This window comes from Winslowiella sp. 2C04, assembly GCF_050037805.1.
GTDB classification, from domain to species: Bacteria; Pseudomonadota; Gammaproteobacteria; order Enterobacterales; family Enterobacteriaceae; genus Erwinia; species Erwinia toletana_A.
The window spans coordinates 3,914,421-3,936,780 of the sequence record NZ_CP188300.1 but is presented as its reverse complement, the minus strand read 5'-3'; the positions used below and the strand labels follow the sequence as shown (position 1 = coordinate 3,936,780).

Below are 22,360 nucleotides of genomic sequence, written 5' to 3'. Positions count from 1 at the left end.
GGCTTACGGCCGGTTTTCTTGTTTGAGCCGCGCATAGTGAGGCTGGACGCGCATAACATAACGCTGGCGCAGATGTTCACGGGCGGCCGATCCGCCGGCGTTATACGCGCCAACCGCGTCCCAGCTGTAGCCGTAGCTACGCATAAAACCGGCCAGTACCCAGGCTCCCGTCATTACGCTCAGACAGGGATCATCGAGCAGCTTTCGTTCTGATATCTGAAAGTTGCGCAGCCTGGGCAGATGCCGACTGTTAATCTGCATCAGCCCGATGTCATAGCTACCATCGCGGTTCTGATTGCGCGCCGAGGCTTGCAAATTGGACTCTACGATGGCGATAGCCTGTAGCAGCTCCGGCTCAATGCCGTAACGCTGCCCGGCCTGATCCCAGCAGGTGGCGTAAACGGGCAGTTGCACAAACCAGAGCAGGAGTAAAAGCAGTGAAGTACGCACAATCAGAACCCGTAACTCACCTTTTTCCCGTCATTACCGGTGGCAATCAGCTCCACTTCATACACCACATTCTTGTTACGGGTCGGGTTGTGCCATTGGTAAGGATTGCCCCAGGGATCGGCGGGCACTTCTTTACTCAGATAAGGGCCGTGCCAGTTCCTCTCGCCGCTCGGGCGCTCTGTCAGTGCTTTCAGCCCCTGCTCTTCGGAGGGATATTGACCGACGTCAAGACGGTACTGGCTCAGTGCCTGTGACAAACTCTTCATCTGGCTGGCGGCGGTTTTATCTTTGGCCTGATCAACCTGTGAAAAAAGACGCGGACCAACAAAGCCAGCCAGTAAGGCGATAATCATTAACACCACCAGTAATTCGAGCAGGGTAAAACCTTGTTGCTGGCGATAATGGGATAATAGATATTTGTTCATGAGGTTCTCACGGTAGCCATATTTCATTCATTGCAAATTCATTCGATTATTCTTAAACATTTAATGATGAATTTGTAGGCTATTGCTCTTTCGTTTATTAAGAATATTGGCGGGCTGGCGGAGAATATTCTTTATCTGCTGATTGCCTTTAACTTTCATCACTCTTTGTATTATCTTTAGAGAAAATTAAGCTTTCGCCGTTCAGTTTTAGAAAATTAAAAAACATAATGGTTTATTAATAACGTTTTGTTTCTGATAAAAAAGTAGACTCAACCTGTCTGGCGGTGTGTTAAATAATTAATAAATGAGATGATAAATGCAGATTGCTCTGGCTCTGCTGCTTGGTGCAGTTTTCGGTAGTTTCCTCAACGTGGTGATTTATCGCCTGCCGCTAATGATGGCAGGTGCGCAATGTTGTTTAAGTTTTCCTCCTTCTTCATGCCCTTGTTGCCAGGCACGTATCCGCTGGCGGCACAATCTGCCGCTATTCGGCTGGTTGCTGCTGCGCGGACGCTGTGCCGATTGCCAGCAGGCAATTCACTGGCGCTATCCGCTGGTGGAAGCGGTGACGGCAGGATTGTTTGCGCTGATGCTCTGGCGCTACGGCGTAACACTGTATTGCGCCATGTTGCTGATTGCTATCTGTCTGATGATTGCGCTGGCAGCGATTGACTGGCAGACCATGCTGCTGCCGGATTGTCTGGTATTGCCGCTGTGGGGGCTGGGAATTGCCGCCGCCGGATTGGGCCTTGAAACCGTCAGCTTAACAGAAGCGTTAATCGCGTCTCTGCTGGGGTATCTGCTGCCGTGGTTATTGGATCGCGGATGTTACCTGCTGCGTGGACGCGCCGGAATGGGGATGGGAGATATGAAGCTGTTTGCTGCGCTGGGGGCCTGGTTTGGCGTGGAAACGCTGTGCCAGATTATGGTATTTGCGCCTTTGCTGGCGATAGCGACTGCCATACTGTTGTTACGGGTGAAACCGAATCAGCCCTTTCCTTTTGGCCCTTATCCGATTGTCGTGGCGCTGATCTGCCTGGTTTTTGGACGCCAGGATTATCCTGCTTTTTTCTGAGCATTAAAACATTTTATTTAGAAGTATCCTGGAACTGCTGGGAATTTTCCACAGGCTGGCTGTCATGCCTCTTATATTTATCATTAATGTCGGAATATATTATGCGCCGGGTTTTCCATCCTGAAAATAAAGAAAAATGAGCCATGAAAAATAACATTAAAAAACTAAGTTTATTGATTAGTGTGCTCCTGTCTCCCGCACTTTCTGCTGCGCTTCCTGGTGAAGCGGTGATTTCTGATACGGATAATCTGACCGCCTCGCTGGTTGATATTGATTATAATGCGCAGTCTTATCAACAGTTAGTCACCGTTAAATCCGCAGCAAAGGTGACGGTTAAGTGGAATACCTGGAGTGGCGACGGCGGTACACGTGCAAATATATTAGTCGATGATATTGTTCACTGGAGCGGAAGCAGCGCCGAGCAACGCGCCAGTTTTATCATCAAGAAAGGCGGACATTATCAGCTACAGATTGAGCTGTGTAATGTCGAAGGCTGTAGTTTCAGTAAAAGACATCCGCTGATCGTGGCCGACACAGACGGCAGTCATCTGGAGCCGATAGATCTCCCGCTGCCGGATAACCATCAGCCTTACCAGAACCGTTCGGCTAAAGTCATCGCCGCCACGTTCACCGAATGGGGCGGTGAGGATGGCTATTTTCCGGTGAGCAGCATTCCGGCACAGAATCTGACGCATCTGCTTTATGCAGAGCTGCCAATTTGTGGTGGCGAGATGATAAATCATACCCTGAAAATACGTCAGCCACAGCGCTATCAGGCTTTGATGCGTAGCTGCGCCGGACGGCCAGATTTTAGCGTCGGCTTACTGGATCTTTACGCTGCGGTGCAGAACAGTGAGGGAATAAGTGGCCAGAGTAGCTATCAGGGCCATTTTGGTCAGTTGATGATGCTGAAAAGAAGTTTGCCACAACTACAAATCCTGCCCTCAATCGGCGGAGCGACGCTTTCTGATCCTTTCAGCCAGTTGGACGATCCGCTTCGTCGTCAGCAGTTTGTCGATTCGGTAAAAGTACTGCTGCAGACGTGGAAGTTTTTTGATGGGATTAATATCGACTGGCAATATCCAGGCGGGGGCGGCGTCGGTGCAAACCCCGGTAAGCCAACCGATGGCGCAATTTTCACCGCATTAATGAAAGAGCTGCGGGCCATGATGGATGAGCTGGCCATCCGCAACGGCAAACAGTATCAGTTAACCGCAACGGTTGATGGCGGCGCACGGCGTATTGCCAGAGTGAACTATGCTGAGGCTCAGCGCTATCTGGATCATATTTTCCTTAATGGCGACGGCAGCGTCGCGCCGGGTGAGCAGCAATACCCCTGGCATCAGAGCGCGCTGTATGACGAACGTCGGCCGGCCGTTGATAACAGCGTGCGAGCGTTGATTAATCAGGGAGTCAGTAGTGATAAAATTGTACTGGGTTTTGCCAGTTACGCCCAGGGCTGGCAGGGGGTCGACACTCATCAGCAAGCAAACCCTTTCACCGGACGCGCCCTGGGGCCGCTGAACGGCAGCAGAGAAGCGAGTCTGATCGGTTATCGTAATCTGACGCAGCAATTGAACGACAGCCACTGGCAAGCGGGTTATGACGAAAAAGCCGAGGTGCCTTTTCTGTTTAACAAATCGTCCCGGCAGCTGCTCAGCTATGAAAATCCGCGCTCGGTGAAAGCAAAAGGGCAGTATGTTTATGCTCAGCGACTGGGTGGACTGCTGCTCAGCGATATCAGCGCTGATAACGGTGATTTGCTGAATGCGATGCATGAAGGTCTGGGAAACGGTGATAGTTTGCAACTGCCCGAAAACCGACCGCCGATCGCCAACGCTGGCTACACGCAGCATATTAGCGGAGCGGAGCGGGTGACGCTGGATGGATCGCAGTCAAAAGATCCGGAAGGTGGATCCCTGAGCTGGCGTTGGGAGCAGTTATCCGGGCCGCCTGTCACGCTTGAAGATGATGATCAGCAGCAGGCGCATATTAGTTTAATGGCGGTAGATCAGCAGACAGAATACAGTTTTATTCTGACGGTCACTGACGATCATCATCAGTCGTCAATAGCCAAAGTGAAAGTTATTGAATATCCACAATAATATTAATTTATTTTTCCTGTTTATTAAAAACGAAACCTAAATCAAACACTAATAAAAGAAAGTTCTGCGTCATTCCGGGAAGTCGCTTATTTTATTGATGGCGGAGTGATATTAACTTGTTTGGATAAAGTATCATCTATCTGGAGTATTATTCGATGAAATCCTTGTTCAAAAAAAACATTATCACCGCCAGCCTGCTAATCGCGGGAGTACTTTCCGGTTCTGCGAGTTTTGCTGCTGCCAATGATGCCGCATCAGTTTTTCCTGATATTAGCGGGAAAAAAATAATGGTGGGGTTCTGGCATAACTGGGCTTCAAAATCAGATGGTTATCAGCAAGGTAGCGCTGCCGATGTTGAACTGACCAGTATTCCTGCCGAGTATAATGTTATTACCGTCGCTTTTATGGAAGGCAGCGGTATCCCAACTTTTAAACCCTATAATATGACGGATGCACAGTTCCGTCAGGCGGTCGCCACGCTGAATAGTCAGGGGCGTGCGGTATTAGTATCACTGGGGGGGGCTGACGCGCATATTGAGCTTAAAGCCGGAGACGCGCAGAAATTTGCTGATGAAATTATTCGTCTGGTTGAGCTGTACGGTTTTGATGGTTTGGATATCGATCTGGAAGGCAGCGCAATTAAGGCCGGCGCTAACCAGACTGAAATTCCGGCGGCACTGAAACTGGTCAAGAATAAATACCCGCACTTTATTATTAGTATGGCACCGGAATTCCCTTATTTGCGGAATGGCGGAGCCTACGAAGGTCTGATCAAAAATCTCGAAGGCTATTACGACTTCATCTCTCCTCAGTATTACAACCAGGGTGGCGATGGCGTCGCGGCCGGAAGCGGCTGGTATGCGCAAAATGATGACAGCAAAAAAGCGGAGTTCTTGTACTATCTGACAGATTCGCTGGTTCACGGTTCGCGTGACTTTATCCGGATTCCTGCCGATAAGTTTGTCATCGGCCTGCCGAGCAATCCGGATGCCGCCGCAACCGGTTATGCCCGCAACGAAGCCGATGTGCGTTCTGCCTGGGAGCGCCTGACGGCGCAGGGTACGCCGATTAAAGGGCTGATGACCTGGTCAATTAACTGGGACACCGGTCACAGCAAGGCGGGCAATGCCTACGGTTATGAGTTTGCCAACCGTTACGGCAAGTTGATTAACGAAGATTTCGTTGGCGAGCCGGATAATCAGGCACCGAGCCAGCCGGGTAAGCCAGAGCTGATCGCCTCATCGGGCCAGGTTGCATTGAGCTGGACGCCATCCACCGATAACGTCGGCGTTGCTCAGTATCAGATTTGGCGCAATGGTGAAGAGATCGGTCAGTCCACTTCGCCGCAGTTCAGCGATAATCAGGTAACTAACGGCAATGCTTACGAGTATGTGATTATCGCCGTGGATAAAGCAGGCAATCTGTCACTGCCGAGCGAAGCGGCATCAGTGGTGTTGGATGATGATAAGCCATCTGAAGATAACGAGCAGCCGAGCACTCCGCAGGGTCTGTACGGTGAGGCGAGCGGAGCGCACGCGGTGAAACTGTCGTGGGAAGCCTCAAGCGATAATGTCGCGGTGCGTCACTATAATATTTATCGCAACGGCGCGTTGCTGACGAAACAGCTGCAGACCAGCTTTATCGATACCGGCCTGGCGGCAGGCACTTCCTATCAGTATCAGGTTGAAGCGGTTGATACCTCTGATAATCATTCTGATAAGAGCGAAATGATTTCAGTCACTACCGAAGCGGGTGAAAATCCACAGCCGGGCTATCCTGCCTATGTCGCGGGTACTGCTTATAAAGCCGGTGATAAGGTCAGTTCAGCTGGCGGAGTGTATGCATGTAAGCCATGGCCGTATACTGCCTGGTGTGCAGGCGCAGAATGGGCCTATGCACCAGGAACGGGCAGCAGTTGGGCACAGGCCTGGGATAAGAAATAATCTGGACTGACAGATAACAGCGGAGACCGTAGCAACGGTCTCCGCTTACACCGACTACGCTTCAACCGCGCGTTCACGGTTGGACGGTTGGGTAAACAGCGAGCCATCTTCCCAGCGCAGCAGCGTCAGATTACCGCCCCAGCAACAACCGGTATCAAGCCCGATAATCCCCTGCGGTGTACCGCGGCCTTCTAACGACGCCCAGTGACCAAAGATAATGGTGTAGTCGCGTGCCACTGGCCCTTCAATGGCGAACCAGGGTTTCAGCGGTGGCGGGGCAGACTCCGGCGAATCCTTGCAGATCATATCCAGCTGACCGTTCGGGAAGCAGTAGCGCATCCGCGTCAGCGCGTTGGTACTGAAACGCAGGCGGGATAATCCACTCAGTTCCGGCGTCCAGTTATTAGGCATATCACCGTACATGGCATCGAGGAACAGCGGGTAACTGTCACTGGAGAGCACCGCTTCCACTTCGCGTGCGCACATCTTCGCCGTGGCGATATCCCACTGTGGGGTAATGCCGGCATGCGCCATCACCAGCTTCTTTTCTTCATCAACCTGCAACAGCGGCTGACGACGTAGCCAGTTAATCAGCTCATCAGCATCGGGTGCTTCCAGCAGCGGAGTAATACGATCTTTCGGTTTATTACGGCTGATACCGGCGTAAACCGCCAGCAGATGCAGATCGTGATTGCCCAGAACCAGGCGTACGCAGTCGCCCAGAGAGCGCACAAAGCGCAAGACTTCTAACGATCCCGGCCCGCGCGCTACCAGGTCGCCGGTCAGCCACAGGGTATCTTGCTGTGGATCGAAGGCGACTTGTGCCAGCAGCGATTGCAGCTCGTCATAGCAACCGTGGACGTCGCCAATCAGGTAAGTACTCATTGAGTCTGTTTCTTAATGAATATGGGTTTGAACGGCCAGCCTGAAGACCGGGATATCGACGTGAAAGGTTTCACCCTGCTGGTCGATCATCACGTAGTGGCCTTGCATGGTGCCCATCGGCGTTTCAAGGATCGCGCCGCTGGTATACTGAAATTCTTCGCCTGGCTCAATATGTGGCTGTTCTCCAACCACACCTTCACCCTGAACTTCAGTTTCCCGACCGTTACCGTTGGTAATCAACCAGTAACGGCCAAGTAACTGCACAGGATTGCGCCCCAGATTGCGGATGGTAATGGTGTAAGCGAAAACGTAGCGCTGTTCATCAGGTGCTGATTGCGACTCAACGTAAACACTCTGCACCTGTACACAAACTCGGGGCGAATCAATCATCTGTTAGTTCTCCTGCGGCTGAGGATGCGCAGTTAACCAGTTAGCTAACTGGCAGTATTGTGCGACAGAAATATTTTCCGCACGCAGCGTGTTATCGATGCCCAGTTCATTAAGCACTTCAAGCGAAAACAGATGACCGAGGCTGTTGCGCAGGGTTTTTCTGCGTTTGCCGAAGGCTTCAGTGGTAATACGGCTCAGTGCGCGAATATCGTCAACCGGATTAGGCAGCGTGGTATGGGGCACCAGACGCACCACCGCTGACTCAACTTTAGGTGCCGGAGTAAACGACTCAGGCGGCACTTCCAGCACCGGAATGATATTGCAGTAGTACTGTGCCATTACGCTCAGGCGGCCATAGGCTTTGCTGCCCGGACCCGCAACCAAACGATTAACCACTTCTTTTTGCAACATAAAGTGCATATCACGGATTGAACCAGTATAGCTGAACAGATGGAACATCAGTGGCGTGGAGATATTGTAAGGCAGGTTACCGAACACACGCAGCGGCTGGCCTTGCTGCTCTGCCAGTTCGGCAAAGTTAAAGGTCATCGCATCTTGCTGGAAAATGGTCAGTTTAGGGCCGAGAAACGGATGCGTTTGCAAACGTGCCGCCAGATCGCGGTCAAGTTCAATGACGGTCATGGCATCGAGGCGATCGCCTACCGGTTCGGTCAGGGCGCCAAGGCCGGGACCGATCTCCACCATCGCCTCACCGGGCTGCGGATGGATAGCGGAAACAATGCTGTCGATGATGTACTGGTCGTTGAGGAAGTTCTGTCCAAAACGTTTGCGGGCAAAGTGGCCCTGGTGGACGCGATTATTCATTACTGCTCTTGATCATGGTAATGGCGAGATTAAGCGCCGTGATAAAGCTGCCCGCATCCGCCGTGCCCTGGCCCGCAAGTTCAAGCGCGGTGCCGTGGTCAACAGAGGTACGGATAAATGGCAGGCCAAGGGTGATATTCACCGCGCGACCAAATCCCTGATATTTTAGCACCGGAAGTCCCTGATCGTGATACATCGCCAGCACCGCATCGGCATTTTGCAGATATTTCGGCTGGAAAAGCGTATCCGCCGGCAACGGGCCGGTAAGCTGTAACCCTTGCAGGCGCAGCTCATTCAGAGCCGGGATAATGGTATCAATCTCTTCGCGGCCCATATGACCGCCTTCGCCAGCATGCGGGTTAAGGCCGCAGACGAAGATATGTGGGTTGGCAATGCCAAACTTATTTTGCAGATCGTGATGCAGAATACCTATCACTTCATGCAGGCTCTCACGCGTAATGGCGTCGGCGACATCTTTAAGCGGCAGGTGGGTGGTGGCCAGCGCGACGCGTAACTCTTCCGTCGCCAGCATCATCACTACCCGCTCACATGCGGAACGCTCAGCGAAATATTCAGTATGCCCACTGAAGGCAATACCGGCATCGTTGATCACCCCTTTGTGTACCGGACCGGTAATCAGCGCGGCAAATTCGCCGTTCAGACAGCCGTCACAGGCACGCGCCAGGGTTTCCAGTACGTAGTGGCTGTTATCCACACTTAGCTCACCGATTGTCACCGGCTGTGGCGTTGCCACCGGCAACACCGTCAGCGTACCGGCGCGTTGTGGCTGCGCGGCAGTACCCGCTTGATACTCTCGCAGCTCCAGTGGCAGGCCGAGCAGGGCGGCGCGCTCAATCAGCAGTGCCGGAGAGGCACAGGCCACCAGTTCAACCGGCCAGTCGCGCTGTGCCAGTTGAATGGTCAGATCGGGACCAATCCCGGCGGGTTCGCCGGGAGTGATCGCCACGCGCAGATTACTGTGCATTCTGATCGAGGATTTTCACGTAAGCGCTGGCACGTTGTTCCTGCATCCAGGTTTGTGCTTCTTCAGCAAACTTACGGTTAAACAGCAGGCGATAGGCACGCTCTTTCTGCGCCGCATCAGTTTTATCAACCTGGCGGGTATCCATCAGCTGAATCAGGTGCCAGCCGAAAGAGGAGTGAACCGGCTGGCTGAGCTGGCCCTTATTCAGTTTCAGCAAGGCATCACGGAACGCAGGGTCATAGACTTCAGCTGACGTCCAGCCGAGATCGCCGCCCTGATTGGCAGAACCTGGGTCATCAGACAGCTGTTTTGCCGCGCTGCTAAAGTCGGTTTTTCCGCTTTGAATATCAGCAGCAACCTGCTCCAGTTTCTGGCGCGCCTGCGCATCGGTCAGTACCGGCGATGGCTTCAGCAAAATGTGGCGGGCATGCACTTCGGTAACCGAAATGTTCTGGCTCTCGCCGCGCAGGTCATTGACCTTCAGGATGTGGAAACCGACGCCAGAACGAATTGGGCCGACGATATCGCCTTTTTTCGCCGTGCTCAGCGCCTGGGCAAACAGCGTTGGCAACTCTTCGATTTTGCCCCAGCCCATGTTGCCGCCTTTCAGCGCCTGAGAATCAGCCGAGTAAGTCACTGCTAACTTACCAAAGTCAGCGCCGCCTTTGATCTCGCCGACCAGCTGATTAGCCAGGTTTTCCTGATCATCAACCTGCTGCTGAGTCGGGTTTTCCGGCAGCGGTAGCAGAATGTGGCTAAGGTTCAGCTCGGTTCCACGGTTATTCTGTGCGCCGACCTGAGTTGCCAGCGTGTCGACTTCCTGCGGCAGAATGGTAACGCGACGGCGTACTTCGTTATTACGCACTTCGGCGATCTGCATCTCTTTACGAATCTGCTCGCGATAAGTGCCGTAATTGACGCCATCATAGGCCAGACGGCTACGCATCTGATCCATTGACATCTGGTTCTGCGCCGCGATGTTAGCGATCGCCTGATCAAGCTGTTGATCGGTGATCTGTACGCCCATCTGTTTACCCATCTGCAGCAGGATGTTATCCATAATCAGACGTTCAACAATCTGGTGACGCAGCGTTTTATCGTCAGGCAGCTGCTGCCCGGCCTGCTGCGCTTGCGCTTTGACCGATTGCATCATGCCGTTTACATCGCTTTCTAGTACCACGCCGTTGTTTACCACTGCGGCGACTTTATCAACAACTTGTGGTGCTGCAAACGCGGTATTGGCTGCCAGCGCCACACCAAGGATCAGCGTTTTCCAGTTCTTCATACTTTTTCCATTCTTTTCCGCACTGCGGGTTTGCATGCCAGACATTACAACATCAGAAAGCGCGCTGGTAAGGCAGAATACCCTGACGCAGCATTTGACCGGTTCCTAAGCCGTAGTTAGAGCTCAGGCCACGCAGTTCAATGTTGAACGAGATTTGGTTGTCGTATTTACTGTTGTCGTTTTCCCAACCGTTGATTTTGCGTTCATAACCCAGGCGGATAGCATAGCAGCACGAACTGTACTGCAGGCCGACCAGCTGATCGGCAGGCTGTTGTGCTTTGGTGTCGTAGTAGTATGCACCTACAACGGACCAGGCATCAGCAATTGGCCAGCTAGCCGTCATACCAACCTGAGAAATACCATCTTTGTAGATCGGGTTGGCCGAAATGTTCTGTTGCAGCGCTGACGCAACGTACTCCGGGCTGCTGTAACGATAGTTAAGCTGTACCATGCGGTCAGCGTCACGACGATATTCCAGCACCGCATTTCCCTGCGAAATGTTATCCAGACGCGTGTCGTACTGAATGCCGCCGCGGGTGCTCCAGCGATCGCTAATCTTCCAGTATGTATCACCGGCCCACACCAGGCTGCCAGTATCATCTTCATCGCTAACGGTATTCAGACCGGTGCGGGAAGGGGTAAACGAGTAGATTTGACCCACAGAAACGTTAAAACGTTCAACCAGATCGTTATCAAAAATACGCGACGTGACACCGGTGGTCACCTGGTTAGCGGAGGCGATACGATCGAGGCCGCTGTAAGTACGATCACGGAACAGGCCGGTATAGTCAGATTGCAGCAGCGTGGAGTCATACGAGTTGATATTACTCTGGTTGCGATACGGGATATACAGGTACTGGGCGCGTGGCTCCAGCGTCTGGGTATACCCTTCTGCCCAGTTCATCTCGCGGTCGAAGACCACCTTGCCGTCAACTTTAAACTGCGGCATCACGCGGTTAACCGACTCATCCAGCTGATTATTGGCATTGACCGGCAGTGAGTTGAAATATTCAACATCATCCTGCTGATAGTGCGTCGCCAGCAGTTTTGCTTCGGTATTCAGGCTACCCCAACCGTTGGACATCGGCAGATTGATGGTTGGCTCAAGATGTAAGCGCGTCGCATCCGGATAGCGATCGTTTACGTTGGTAAACTTAACCGCCTGTGCATACAGATGGGTGTCAAACGGGCCGACATCATTCTGATACCAGTTAAAATCAAACTGTGGCTGCGCACGATAAACGTTTCTGGTGTTGTTAATTGGGAACACCTGGAAGTCTTTACTGGAAATCGTCGCATTCCAGTTCTCTTCCGCGTAGCCGATGCTGAATTTCTGCGTCAGATAACCATCGGTAGACGAATAGTAAGGCGAGTCGAGATCGTTGAAATAGTAGGGATCGCTGACCTTCGAGAAGTCGGCATTGAAGCGCCAGTGTTGATCGTAGACGCCAGCATGACGCCAGTAGAAGAACCAACGATTTGAATCTTTGTCATCGGTGTTCCCGCGCTCGGCCTGATCTTTATTGTACTGATTGTCCGAAGGCAGATAGTCAAATTGCACCAGACCGGTGCCGGCAACGGTCAGATAGCGGAACTCGTTCTGCCACTGCACACCGCGCTTGCTCATGTAGTGCGGCGTCAGCGTCGCATCAAAGTTTGGCGCGATGTTCCAGTAATAAGGCAGCATAAATTCGAAGCCGTTATTACTGCCGTATTTTGCATTCGGGATCAGGAAGCCGGAGCGGCGACGATCGCCGATTGGCAACTGCAGGTATGGGCTGTAAAACACCGGTACCGCGCCGATTTTAAAGCGCGCGTTCCAGATCTCAGCCACTTCTTCTTCGCGGTCCTGAATCACTTCTGAACCGACCACGCTCCAGCTGTTATCGCCAGGCAGACAGGAAGTAAAGGTGCCGTTTTCCAGAATAGTGTAACGATTTTCACCGCGCAGTTTCATCTGATCGGCCTGACCACGCCCCTGGCGGCCTACCATCTGATAGTTGCCGTTCCAGACGTTAGTGTCTTTTGTATTCAGATTTGACCAGGCTTTCGGACCTTTCAGGATGACCTGATTGTCGTCATAGTGCACATTTCCCAGTGCGTCGATGGTGCGCGTCGGCACAGTCTGGCCCGGCAGCATTTTCTGGTGAAGCTGAACTTCATCAGATTGCAGGCGACTGTTCCCTTGCTGAACATCAACATTACCGCTGAATACCGCATTGTCGGGATAATTGCCTTTCGCGTTATCAGCGTTGATCGTTACCGGCAATTGATCGGTTTTGCCTTCAACCAGTGGCCGGTTAAAACTTGGCACGCCAAGCATGCACTGCGACATCAAATCGTCGGCAAGCACCTGCTGGCTGTATAGTGCTGAGCCAATCAGAGTGGCCAGCAAAGTAGGTATACGTTTTTTCATACGCGGTATCGAGAATTCCGTGATAACAGGCATCATGCCGACAAACGGTCAGAGACTAACTTACTCAACTGCGTTGCGCTAGTGTTAATCCTGCTCGTTTACCCGCGTTGCCGTTAGGCTCTGAGATAAATGACAGGTATGATAATGCAATTTTTAGCCTTGAGCATGGCGAATTGAGGAGTATATGCGCTATTGGGGAAAAGTACTCGGCCTTGTGCTGGGTTTGATGTCAGGAGCGGGCTTCTGGGGTCTGGCAATTGGCCTGATTATTGGCCATATGGTCGATAAGATTCGCGGTGCGCAAGGGCAGGGCTATTTTGCCAATCAACAAACGCGACAAACATTATTTTTTCGCACCACCTTCCAGGTAATGGGGCATTTAACCAAATCTAAAGGGCGTGTAACCGACGCGGATATCCAGATGGCATCACTGCTGATGGATCGGATGCAGTTACACGGTGAGGCGCGTACCGCTGCCCAGCGGGCATTCCGCGAAGGTAAGCAGGGTGAATATCCGTTGCGAAATAAACTGCGCGAACTGCGCAGCGCCTGTTTTGGTCGTTTTGATCTGATTAGGATGTTTCTGGAAATTCAGATTCAGGCCGCCTTTGCTGATGGTTCACTGCACCCCAATGAACGTCAGGTGTTGTATGTGATTGCCGAAGAGCTGGGCATCTCTCGCACGCAGTTCGACCAGTTTCTGCGCATGATGGAAGGGGGCCAGCAGTTTGGCGGCAGCAATCAATCCTGGGGCGGCTCTTCACACGGCGGTTTTCAGCAGGCTCCGCGTGGGCCAACGCTGGAACATGCCTGCAGCGTGCTGGGAGTGAAAAGCAGCGATGACAGCACCACCATTAAACGTGCGTATCGTAAGCTGATGAGCGAACACCATCCGGATAAGCTGGTTGCCAAAGGGCTGCCGCCGGAGATGATGGAGATGGCAAAGCAAAAGGCGCAGGAGATTCAGGCGGCGTATGATTTGATCAAACGCGAGAAGAATTTCAAGTAATCCAGGCTGGCTTACTTGCCATTTCAGGCTTGGGCAGTGCGCAAAATCCTTATGTACTTTGTGTACGTTCCGGTTTTTGCGCGCTGGCCGCACCTGAACTGACGGCGCCACCGACGCCTGAATAAGCGAGAGTCTGGCGTAACTAAAAATCTGCCGGCTGACGAAAGGTCATCGGCGTCTGATACTCAGGATGAGTAATCGTCAGCATTTCCGCATGCAGCTGTAATCTTGATGCCATTGCTCTGGCTTCCTCGTGCGCATAAAAATTATCGCCGAGAATCGGGTGGCCTAATGCCAGCATATGCACGCGCAGCTGATGCGAACGACCGGTAATCGGCTTCAGGCGCACGCGCGCGCTGTTGTCGCTGGCATACTCCAGTACTTCATACTCGGTCTGTGCGGCTTTGCCGGTTTCAAAACACACTTTCTGCTTTGGCCGGTTCGGCCAGTCACAGATCAGCGGTAAATCAACCAGACCGGTTTCCGGCTGCGGGTGGCCCCAGACGCGCGCCATATAGCTTTTCTGTGGCTCACGCTCACGAAATTGCCGCTTCAGCTCACGCTCAGCGGCTTTGTGCAGCGCCACAACAATCACCCCGCTGGTCGCCATATCCAGCCGGTGCACCGATTCGGCCTGCGGATAATCGCGCTGAATACGCGTCATCACGCTGTCTTTATGCTCCTCAAGACGACCGGGTACTGACAGTAAACCGCTGGGCTTATTGACCACCATAATATGCTGATCCTGATACAGAATATGCAGCCAGGGATCCTGCGGGGGATTGTAAGGTTGCATTATTGGTGAGTCACCACAATCAGACGCAGTGCATCAAGACGCCAGCCGGCGTCGTTGAGGCTGGCCAGTACCTGTTCACGGTTGTTTTCCAGCGCCTCTACCTCATCATCACGGATGTTAGGGTTAACGGCTCTCAACGCTTCCAGACGAGACAATTCAGCACTCAGTTTTTCATCGGCTTCCTGACGCGCCGCATCGATCACTAAACGCGCTTCCGCTGCGGCCTGCTCTTCGGATAACTTCAGAATCGCATGCACATCCTGCTGAACCGCATTGACCAGCTTACTGCCGGTATGACGATTTACCGCATTCAGCTGACGGTTAAAGCTCTCAAACTCCACTTTACCGGCAAGATTGGTGCCTTTACGGTCAACCAGCATTCGAATCGGCGTCGGTGGCAGGAAGCGGGTCAGCTGCAGATGTTTCGGTGCCTGCGCTTCAACGACATAGATCATCTCGACCAGCAGCGTTCCGACCGGCAGCGCTTTGTTTTTCAGCAGCGACAGCGCACAGCTGCCGGTGTCGCCGGAAAGAATCAGATCCAAACCGTTACGAATTATCGGGTGTTCCCAGGTCACATATTGCGCATCTTCACGTGATAATGCCTGATCGCGATCGAAAGTGATGGTGCAGCCATCTTCCGGCAGCCCAGGGAAATCAGGCACCAGCATATGATCCGATGGCGTCAGAACGATCAGGTTGTCGCTGCGATCTTCCTGGTTGATCCCAACGATATCAAACAGATTCAGCGCGAAATTCACCAGCTCGATATCGCTGTCCTGCTCGCCAATCAGCTCGGCCAGCGCCTGCGCTTTTTCACCGCCGTTGGAGTTCAGCTCCAGCAGACGGTCGCGGCCCTGCTCCAGCTGCGATTTCAGCGCATCATGCTGGCTGCGGCACTCGGCAATAAATTCGTCCAGCCCTTCGGTATTTTCCGGCGCGGCCAGATACTCGATCAGCGGTTGATAAACGCTGTCATAAACCGTACGACCGGTTGGGCAGGTGTGTTCGAATGCATCCAGCCCTTCGTGATACCAGCGCACCAGCACCGACTGCGCGGTTTTTTCCAGGTACGGCACCATAATCTGGATATCGTGCGCCTGGCCGATACGGTCAAGACGACCAATACGCTGCTCCAGCAGATCCGGATTGAATGGCAGATCGAACATCACCAGCCGGCTGGCGAACTGGAAGTTACGGCCTTCAGAGCCGATTTCTGAACACAGTAGTACCTGAGCGCCGCCCTCTTCGGTAGCGAAGTAAGCCGCTGCACGGTCGCGTTCAATAATCGATAAGCCTTCATGGAAGACCGCCGCGCGGATGCCTTCACGCTCACGCAGTACCTGTTCCAGTTGCAGTGCGGTTGCGGCTTTGGCGCAGATCACCAGCACTTTTTCATCGCGGTTGCTGGTCAGGTAACCCATCAGCCATTCGACGCGCGGATCGAAGTTCCACCAGGTGCCGGAATCCCCTTCGAATTCCTGATAAATCTGCTCCGGGTAAAGCATATCGCGCGCGCGTTCATCAGCAGATTTACGTGCGCCCATAATACCGGAGACTTTGATCGCCGTCTGATACTGCAACGGCAGCGGCAGGCGGATCTGGTGCATCTCGCGTTTCGGGAAGCCTTTAACGCCGTTACGGGTGTTACGGAACAGCACGCGGCTGGTGCCGTGACGATCCATCAGCATGCTGATCAGTTCTTCACGCGCCTGCTGCTTGCCTTCACGATCGCTGTTAGCCACTTGCAGCAGCGGCTCGATATCCTGTTCACCGACCAGATCGTTCAGCATATTCATCTCATCTTTAGAGATGCTTTTGTCAGCCAGCAGCATTGCTACCGCATCGGCGATCGGACGGAAGTTCTTCTGCTCTTCAACAAACTGGTCAAAGTCGTGGAAACGATCCGGATCGAGCAGGCGCAGGCGGGCAAAATGGCTCTCCATCCCCAACTGCTCTGGCGTTGCGGTCAACAGCAGTACGCCGGGAATTTGTTCGGCCAGCTGTTCAATGACCTGATATTCACGGCTAGGCTCACCTTCGCTCCACGCCAGGTGATGTGCTTCATCGACAATCAGCAGATCCCACTCGGCATCGGCCATTTTTTCCAGACGCTGTTTGTTACGGCGCACGAAATCCAGCGAGCAGATAATCAGCTGTTCGGTATCAAATGGATTATCGCTGTCGAGCTGTGCTTCGGCATAGCGCGCGTCGTCAAACAGCGCAAAGCGCAGGTTAAACCGGCGCAGCATCTCGACCAGCCACTGATGTTGCAGCGTTTCCGGCACCACAATCAGCACGCGCTCTGCGCGGCCAGCCAGCAATTGCTGGTGAATAATCATACCGGCTTCGATGGTTTTACCCAGGCCAACTTCATCGGCCAGCAGCACGCGTGGGGCGTGGCGACGACCCACGTCATGGGCGATATGCAGCTGATGCGGGATCAGGTTGGTGCGCATGCCGCGCAGCCCGCTGATCGCCAGGCGATACTGTTCACTGTGGTATTTGCGTGCGCGAAAACGCAGCGCAAAGCGATCCATACGATCAAGCTGACCGGCAAACAGGCGATCCTGCGGCTTGCTGAACACCAGTTTGCTGTCCAGCATCACTTCACGCAGCATGACACCGCTTTCGTCGGTATCGAGACGTCGGCCGACGTAAGCCATCAGGCCGTTTTCGCTGATGGCTTCTTCAACTTCCAGCTGCCAGCCTTCATGGCTGGTGACGGTATCGCCCGGATTAAACATCACGCGGGTAATGGGAGAATCATTTCTGGCATAGAGACGGTTTTCACCGGTAGCGGGAAATAACACTGTCACCATACGTGCGTCCAGTGCAACAACAGTTCCCAATCCCAGTTCGCTTTCCGTATCGCTGATCCAGCGTTGACCAAGTGTAAAAGGCATAGATAGTTGGCTCGATTCTCTTAAAAAAAATTTTTAGAACGCGCTCACAGGCAAAAAGTATTGCGGCCGGACATGAATGTCTGGCGAAAGGTTCAGAGCGGTAGCGTTCAGGAAGGGCGCTATGGTACTGGAAGGTGGCGCGTTCGTCACCTGTCAAAACAGCCCTAATTGCCCGGTTATTAGTGTAGCAAAATCATCCTGAACAAAGGGCAAAATACCCTCGGCTACCGGCTGAAGCTGGCGCGAAAGATAATGATCGTAGTCGAGCGGCGTAAGCCGGGCTTCCAGCGGTTCCGGGCCAGAGGTGGCCATCACGTAGCGAATATAGCCACCGTTCTGATACTGCAACGGGCGGTCTAATTTGCGGTTCTGTTCATCGGCCAGTCGCGCTGCCCGCACATGGGGCGGCACATTACGTTGATACTCACTCAGTGGCCGACGCAGGCGCTTTTTAAACACCAACTGGTCATCAAGTTCGCCATCCAGCAGCTGGCGCACGGTTTCACGAATAAAATCCTGATAGGGTTGGCGCTGAAAAATACGCTGATAAAGCTGTTGCTGAAATTGCTGCGCCAGCGGCGTCCAGTCAGTGCGCACGGTTTCCAGCCCTTTAAATACCATACGCTGTTGACCGCCATCGTTAATCATTCCGGCATAACGCTTTTTACTGCCCTGTTCCGCGCCGCGAATGGTCGGCATCAGAAAGCGATTAAAGTGGGTCTCATACTCCAGTTCCAGCGCGCTTTCGAGGCCAAACTGCTGGTGCAAATGGTCGCGCCACCAGTTATTAACCACTGCCACCAGTTGCTGACCAATTTCATTCGCTTCGGCTTCCCCATGGGGTGATTTCAGCCAGACAAAGGTTGAATCGGTGTCGCCATAAATCACATCATAGCCTTGCGCCTCAATCAGCTCGCGGGTTTGCCGCATAATCTCATGACCACGCAGGGTGATTGAGGAAGCGAGCCGGGGATCGAAAAAGCGGCAGGCGCTGGTTCCCAGCACGCCATAAAAAGCATTCATAATGATTTTCAGCGCCTGAGACAGCGGCTTATTGCCCTGTTTTTTTGCCGCTTCGCGGCCAAGCCAGATCTGGTTGACGATTTCCGGCAGGCAGTGTTCTGTACGCGAGAAGCGGGCGTCACGAAAACCCGGCACCGAATGGGCATCGTCAGGCTGCGCCAGCCCGGCGATCAGCCCGACCGGATCGATAAGAAAGGTGCGAATTATCGACGGATACAGGCTTTTGTAGTCGAGAACCAGTACCGAGTCATACAGCCCGGGACGTGAGTCCATCACATAACCGCCCGGACTGGCTTCCGGCGCAATTTCACCGAGGTTTGGCGCAACATAACCGGCGCGATGCATGCGCGGCAGATAAAGATGACCAAAGGCGGCGACCGAACCACCGTGACGATCGACCGCCAGCCCGTTAACCGTGGCGCGCTCGAGTAAAAATGGCATCAGTTCGGTGTGCTGGAAAATACGGGTTACCAGCTCACAATCCTTCAGGTTGTAATGGGCCAGCGCCGGCTTATCGTTGGCAAAACGCTGGTTGATTTCCTCCATGCGCTGCCAGGGATTATTGATCGCTTTGCCTTCGCCCAGCAGCTCACGAGAAACCGCTTCAAGGCTGAATGAGGAGAAGTTCCAGAACGCTGATTTCAGCGCTTCAATACCATCAATGACCAACCGGCCGGTGGCCTGGGCGAAAAACACGCCGGGTTTAAAGCCATGTTCACGCCATTCGAGGGGTTCATTATTGCGGCCTAACCGCAGCGGAATACCGTAGCGGTCAGCATGTTTCTGTAATACCCGCAGATCGAACTGCACCACATTCCAGCCAATCAGCACATCCGGATCGTGCTGCTGAAACCAGGCATTAAGTTTTTCCAGCAGCTGCGGCCGGCTGCTGACGTACTCCAGTGCAAAATCTAGCTGGCTGGCATCGCCATTTTCCGGCCCCAGCATATAAACCTGGCGCTGACCGCAGCCTTCCAGACCAATGCAGTACAGTTCGCCGTGCTGAGTGGTTTCAATATCCAGCGACACCCATTTTAGCGGTGGACGATAATCAGGATGCGGTTTCAGACGGGCGTTTTGCAGGCTGTTACCCAGTGGCTGGCCGCTAAACCACACCGGTGCGGTGATAAAGCGCTCCATTAAAAAGCGCTCTGGCGGGCGGATGTCGGCTTCATAAACCGGTATCTGATTTTCCCGCAGCAGTTTTTCCAGCCGCTGCAGCTGACGGTACTGACGACAATACAGCCCAAATACCTGACGCAGGCGAAAATCTTTCAGTTCCAGCGGTGCAACGCGGTAGTGGCGTTCATTTGCCAGCAGCTGCTGCACCTGCTGCTGATACTCCAGCGGAATAAAGGCCACCGACTCCTGTTGCGGCAGCACCAGCCGTTGCGGCCCGGCATCGGTTGCCAGCCACAGCACCACCTCCGTTCCCGTGGCGGTATCCCGCCAGTGGCGAGTAAGTAAAAAGCCTGCGCGCGCGTTGTCCACCGAAAACCCTTATTGCGTTAACTATAAGCAATAATAGCATGTTTATTTATACAGTGCTGCAGACGCTGAGTGTTTAATTGATAATAATTATCATTACACTTTTAAATTATTGCTCAATCTTTCGCTTGTGGCTGGCAAGATACAGAATCAGGTGTTAAACCTTACGGCGATTTAACGTAATAATGTTATTCAGACCGATTGGTATGACATTTTTATGGCAATAAAAACGGACGATGTTAATTTATTTTTTAGCCAGGCAGGCGAAGAGTTAATAAAAGGATTTTTACCATGGAACGCCAAATTGTCGCCTATACTCCGCTGGATGACGGTCGGCTGCTATTCAAAAAACTGACCGGCAGTGAGCAGCTTTCCGGATTGTATCGCTTTGAAGTTGAGCTATTAAGCGCCAGTAATGATATCGAGCTGAAATGTTTGTTAGGGCAGTCAATAACGGTTGCATTAAATACCCACAAAGAAATACCGAGATATTTAAATGGCTGTGTTACGCAAATAACCCTGGTAGGACGTGAAAACCGTGGTGAACGTTATTATGTTTATTTGGCGGTTTTACGTCCGGCGCTGTGGCATTTAACACAAAATCGCGATTTCAGAATCTGGCAGGAAAAAAGCGTTCCTGAAATTGTGGCTGGGCTACTGACGGAGCATCAGATCCTTTTTGAGAATCAACTTAGCTGGCGCTACCGGCGGTGGAATTATTGCGTGCAGTATCAGGAGAGTGATTTTGATTTTATCAGCCGCCTGATGGAGCACGAAGGGATCTATTACTACTTTAAGCATCAGCTGGGCAGCGAGGTCTGCATTCTGGCTGATGCACCCGGAGCACATAACCCGCTGCCGGGTTATGAAAGGCTGACGTATCAGCCGGATGAAGAGCAGGTTGCGGAAGCGATAATGAGCTGGAGCGTAACGGATTCTGTGACTCCGGCACGCTACAGCCACGCGGATTACGATTACTTACAGCCACATGCGCGTTTGCTGCAGGTGCGTCAGAATCCCCACTCTTTTGCCAGCGGTAAAGCCGAAGTCTTTGACTGGCCTGGCGGGTTTACCGATCGAGAGCACGGCGAGTTTTATGCCCGAGTGCGTCAGCAGGAGCTTGCTGCACGTCATCAGCAGATAACCGGCAGCGCCAGTGCTGTCGGCATCGCTGCGGGTTTTCTGTTTAACTTTAGCCAGGCGGCTCGCGCGGTGGATGAAGGAGACTACCTCACCATCAGCGCCAGCTATCAGCTGGTGGCAAACCCCTATGCCAGCGGTAACGAGCAGGATGCCGAACAGCATATCAACTTTGTCGTGGTGCCCGCGGTGGTGAACTGGCGACCGGCACGAAATACCCGCTGGCCGAAAACGTATGGGCCGCAAACCGCCGTGGTTGTCGGGCCGCGAGGTGAAACCTTCTGGACCGATCAATACGGGCGGGTAAAGCTGAAGTTTCACTGGGATCGTCACGGTGGTGATGATGAGACGGCTTCCTGCTGGGTGCGGGTCTCCAGCGGTCGGGCAGGCTGGAAATATGGTGCGGTTCAGGTGCCGCGCATCGGAGAAGAGGTGGTGGTGGATTTTATTAATGGCGATCCGCATCGGCCGATTATTACCGGAGGCGTATATAATCAGCAGAATATGCCGCCGTGGGCGTTACCCAGCGCCGCCACCCGCATGGGCTTTATGTCGCGCAGCAGCGGTGGCAGCATGGACAATGCCAGCTACCTGTTTCTTGATGATGCGCCGGGGCGCGAGATTTTCGCCATGCACGCCGAGCGTGATATGACGATTTCGGTAGAGAATGACCTGAATCTGCAGGTAGACAGTGACGCCCGCTATCTTATCAAAGGCCAGCAACGCACTGAAATTGGGGGAGACAGTAAGCTGACGATTGCCGGCGATCGTAATGTTTGTATTCATGGCGAAGCGAATGTTTCGATTGAGGGTGGCTGGCAACAGAATGTTAATGGCGGAAATATTGCTATTACTTCACCCCATAATATTCATCTGAAAAGTGACAGTAATATAGCCATCAACGCGCCGGGCATTACCTTTACTACCCGGGGAGAAGCCTGCACTATTTCTGGTGTCAATATTGGTATTAATGGTCTTGATATCAAAGTAAATGGTATGACGGCAGGTACTACGCTATCGAGTAATGAATTTAAGGGCGTTTCCAGCAGTATTACCGGCTTTAATATGTCTAAAAGCGCTGTTACGCTGCAAACCGATACCATAAAATACAGTGGTTCCGGAGTGAAGCTGGATTTTTCCAATCAAATATCGATATTCAGCATGCTGCATTTATATATGTAATCACCAGCCTTTATCGCTTGCAGTGTGCTTAA

General features: G+C 52.8%; 16 protein-coding genes. 5 read left to right on the top strand and 11 right to left on the bottom strand.

The features are described from left to right. Positions 1-3: 3 nt before the first annotated feature. Complete coding sequence (locus tag ACP3TC_RS17885; RefSeq protein ID WP_313855707.1) at positions 4-450, bottom strand: lytic transglycosylase domain-containing protein; 447 nt, start codon at positions 448-450, stop codon at positions 4-6. A 2-nt stretch (positions 451-452) separates the two neighbouring features. Next, entirely contained in the window at positions 453-875 is a 423-nt protein-coding gene (gene gspG / locus ACP3TC_RS17880; protein ID WP_426816950.1) for a type II secretion system major pseudopilin GspG, read from the bottom strand. A 316-nt stretch (positions 876-1,191) separates the two neighbouring features. Between gspG and ACP3TC_RS17875 the strand changes: the two genes are divergently transcribed. The 3 genes from ACP3TC_RS17875 to ACP3TC_RS17865 all read left to right on the top strand — a co-directional run bounded on the left by ACP3TC_RS17875 (position 1,192) and on the right by ACP3TC_RS17865 (position 5,998). After that, positions 1,192-1,950 carry a prepilin peptidase gene (locus ACP3TC_RS17875; protein ID WP_313855709.1) on the top strand — a complete coding sequence of 253 codons (759 nt, stop codon included), beginning with the start codon at positions 1,192-1,194 and terminating at the stop codon, positions 1,948-1,950. 143 nt (positions 1,951-2,093) lie between these two features. Then, the gene (locus tag ACP3TC_RS17870; RefSeq protein WP_426816949.1) at positions 2,094-4,055 is read left to right on the top strand and encodes a glycosyl hydrolase family 18 protein; all 1,962 of its coding nucleotides are present in this window, start codon (positions 2,094-2,096) and stop codon (positions 4,053-4,055) included. Positions 4,056-4,210: 155 nt separating this feature from the next. Beyond that, a complete protein-coding gene (locus tag ACP3TC_RS17865) occupies positions 4,211-5,998 on the top strand; it encodes a glycosyl hydrolase family 18 protein (RefSeq protein WP_426816948.1) in 1,788 nt (595 codons plus the stop codon). Positions 5,999-6,052: 54 nt separating this feature from the next. Here ACP3TC_RS17865 and apaH read toward each other — a convergent pair whose 3' ends face one another. Genes apaH through lptD form a run of 6 tightly spaced genes read right to left on the bottom strand, consistent with a single transcriptional unit; the run spans position 6,053 to position 12,820 of the window. Continuing rightward, entirely contained in the window at positions 6,053-6,883 is an 831-nt protein-coding gene (apaH, locus tag ACP3TC_RS17860) for a bis(5'-nucleosyl)-tetraphosphatase (symmetrical) ApaH (RefSeq protein ID WP_426816947.1), read from the bottom strand. A 12-nt stretch (positions 6,884-6,895) separates the two neighbouring features. Beyond that, positions 6,896-7,273 carry a Co2+/Mg2+ efflux protein ApaG gene (gene apaG / locus ACP3TC_RS17855; RefSeq protein WP_313855714.1) on the bottom strand — a complete coding sequence of 126 codons (378 nt, stop codon included), beginning with the start codon at positions 7,271-7,273 and terminating at the stop codon, positions 6,896-6,898. Positions 7,274-7,276: 3 nt separating this feature from the next. Next, positions 7,277-8,098: a 16S rRNA (adenine(1518)-N(6)/adenine(1519)-N(6))-dimethyltransferase RsmA gene (rsmA, locus tag ACP3TC_RS17850; protein WP_313855715.1), complete on the bottom strand. Its 822-nt coding sequence runs from the start codon at positions 8,096-8,098 to the stop codon at positions 7,277-7,279. Beyond that, positions 8,091-9,083, bottom strand: a complete 993-nt coding sequence (gene pdxA, locus ACP3TC_RS17845) for a 4-hydroxythreonine-4-phosphate dehydrogenase PdxA (RefSeq protein WP_426816946.1) — start codon at positions 9,081-9,083, stop codon at positions 8,091-8,093. The genes rsmA and pdxA overlap by 8 nt, the downstream gene beginning before the upstream one ends. Further along, a complete protein-coding gene (surA, locus tag ACP3TC_RS17840; RefSeq protein ID WP_313855717.1) occupies positions 9,073-10,368 on the bottom strand; it encodes a peptidylprolyl isomerase SurA in 1,296 nt (431 codons plus the stop codon). Before surA ends, pdxA begins: the two co-directional genes overlap by 11 nt. Positions 10,369-10,420: 52 nt before the next feature. Then, positions 10,421-12,820 carry an LPS assembly protein LptD gene (gene lptD, locus ACP3TC_RS17835; protein ID WP_426816945.1) on the bottom strand — a complete coding sequence of 800 codons (2,400 nt, stop codon included), beginning with the start codon at positions 12,818-12,820 and terminating at the stop codon, positions 10,421-10,423. A gap of 148 nt (positions 12,821-12,968) precedes the next feature. On the opposite strand from lptD, the gene djlA reads away from it, so the two are divergent. Next, positions 12,969-13,793 (top strand): co-chaperone DjlA, encoded by an 825-nt coding sequence (gene djlA / locus ACP3TC_RS17830; RefSeq protein ID WP_426816944.1) that lies wholly within the window; start codon positions 12,969-12,971, stop codon positions 13,791-13,793. A 142-nt stretch (positions 13,794-13,935) separates the two neighbouring features. Here the strand turns inward: djlA and rluA are convergent, their stop codons facing one another. From rluA to polB, 3 genes are all read right to left on the bottom strand, one after another. Beyond that, complete coding sequence (rluA, locus tag ACP3TC_RS17825) at positions 13,936-14,589, bottom strand: bifunctional tRNA pseudouridine(32) synthase/23S rRNA pseudouridine(746) synthase RluA (RefSeq protein WP_426816943.1); 654 nt, start codon at positions 14,587-14,589, stop codon at positions 13,936-13,938. Beyond that, complete coding sequence (rapA, locus tag ACP3TC_RS17820) at positions 14,589-17,495, bottom strand: RNA polymerase-associated protein RapA (RefSeq protein ID WP_426816942.1); 2,907 nt, start codon at positions 17,493-17,495, stop codon at positions 14,589-14,591. Before rapA ends, rluA begins: the two co-directional genes overlap by 1 nt. A gap of 153 nt (positions 17,496-17,648) precedes the next feature. Further along, a complete protein-coding gene (gene polB / locus ACP3TC_RS17815; RefSeq protein WP_313855722.1) occupies positions 17,649-20,009 on the bottom strand; it encodes a DNA polymerase II in 2,361 nt (786 codons plus the stop codon). A 288-nt stretch (positions 20,010-20,297) separates the two neighbouring features. Here polB and ACP3TC_RS17810 point away from each other — a divergent pair, with 288 nt between their 5' ends. Beyond that, on the top strand, positions 20,298-22,328 hold the full coding sequence (locus ACP3TC_RS17810; protein ID WP_426816941.1) for a type VI secretion system Vgr family protein: 2,031 nt from the start codon (positions 20,298-20,300) through the stop codon (positions 22,326-22,328). The last annotated feature ends 32 nt before the right edge of the window (positions 22,329-22,360 follow it).

Bases quoted from the DNA above. Each gene is read 5' to 3' on its own strand.
- gspG (WP_426816950.1), bottom strand. From the start codon at position 875: ATGAACAAATATCTATTATCCCATTATCGCCAGCAACAAGGTTTTACC.
- ACP3TC_RS17875 (WP_313855709.1), top strand. From the start codon at position 1,192: ATGCAGATTGCTCTGGCTCTGCTGCTTGGTGCAGTTTTCGGTAGTTTC.
- ACP3TC_RS17870 (WP_426816949.1), top strand. From the start codon at position 2,094: ATGAAAAATAACATTAAAAAACTAAGTTTATTGATTAGTGTGCTCCTG.
- ACP3TC_RS17865 (WP_426816948.1), top strand. From the start codon at position 4,211: ATGAAATCCTTGTTCAAAAAAAACATTATCACCGCCAGCCTGCTAATC.
- apaH (WP_426816947.1), bottom strand. From the start codon at position 6,883: ATGAGTACTTACCTGATTGGCGACGTCCACGGTTGCTATGACGAGCTG.
- apaG (WP_313855714.1), bottom strand. From the start codon at position 7,273: ATGATTGATTCGCCCCGAGTTTGTGTACAGGTGCAGAGTGTTTACGTT.
- rsmA (WP_313855715.1), bottom strand. From the start codon at position 8,098: ATGAATAATCGCGTCCACCAGGGCCACTTTGCCCGCAAACGTTTTGGA.
- pdxA (WP_426816946.1), bottom strand. From the start codon at position 9,083: ATGCACAGTAATCTGCGCGTGGCGATCACTCCCGGCGAACCCGCCGGG.
- surA (WP_313855717.1), bottom strand. From the start codon at position 10,368: ATGAAGAACTGGAAAACGCTGATCCTTGGTGTGGCGCTGGCAGCCAAT.
- lptD (WP_426816945.1), bottom strand. From the start codon at position 12,820: ATGATGCCTGTTATCACGGAATTCTCGATACCGCGTATGAAAAAACGT.
- djlA (WP_426816944.1), top strand. From the start codon at position 12,969: ATGCGCTATTGGGGAAAAGTACTCGGCCTTGTGCTGGGTTTGATGTCA.
- rluA (WP_426816943.1), bottom strand. From the start codon at position 14,589: ATGCAACCTTACAATCCCCCGCAGGATCCCTGGCTGCATATTCTGTAT.
- rapA (WP_426816942.1), bottom strand. From the start codon at position 17,495: ATGCCTTTTACACTTGGTCAACGCTGGATCAGCGATACGGAAAGCGAA.
- ACP3TC_RS17810 (WP_426816941.1), top strand. From the start codon at position 20,298: ATGGAACGCCAAATTGTCGCCTATACTCCGCTGGATGACGGTCGGCTG.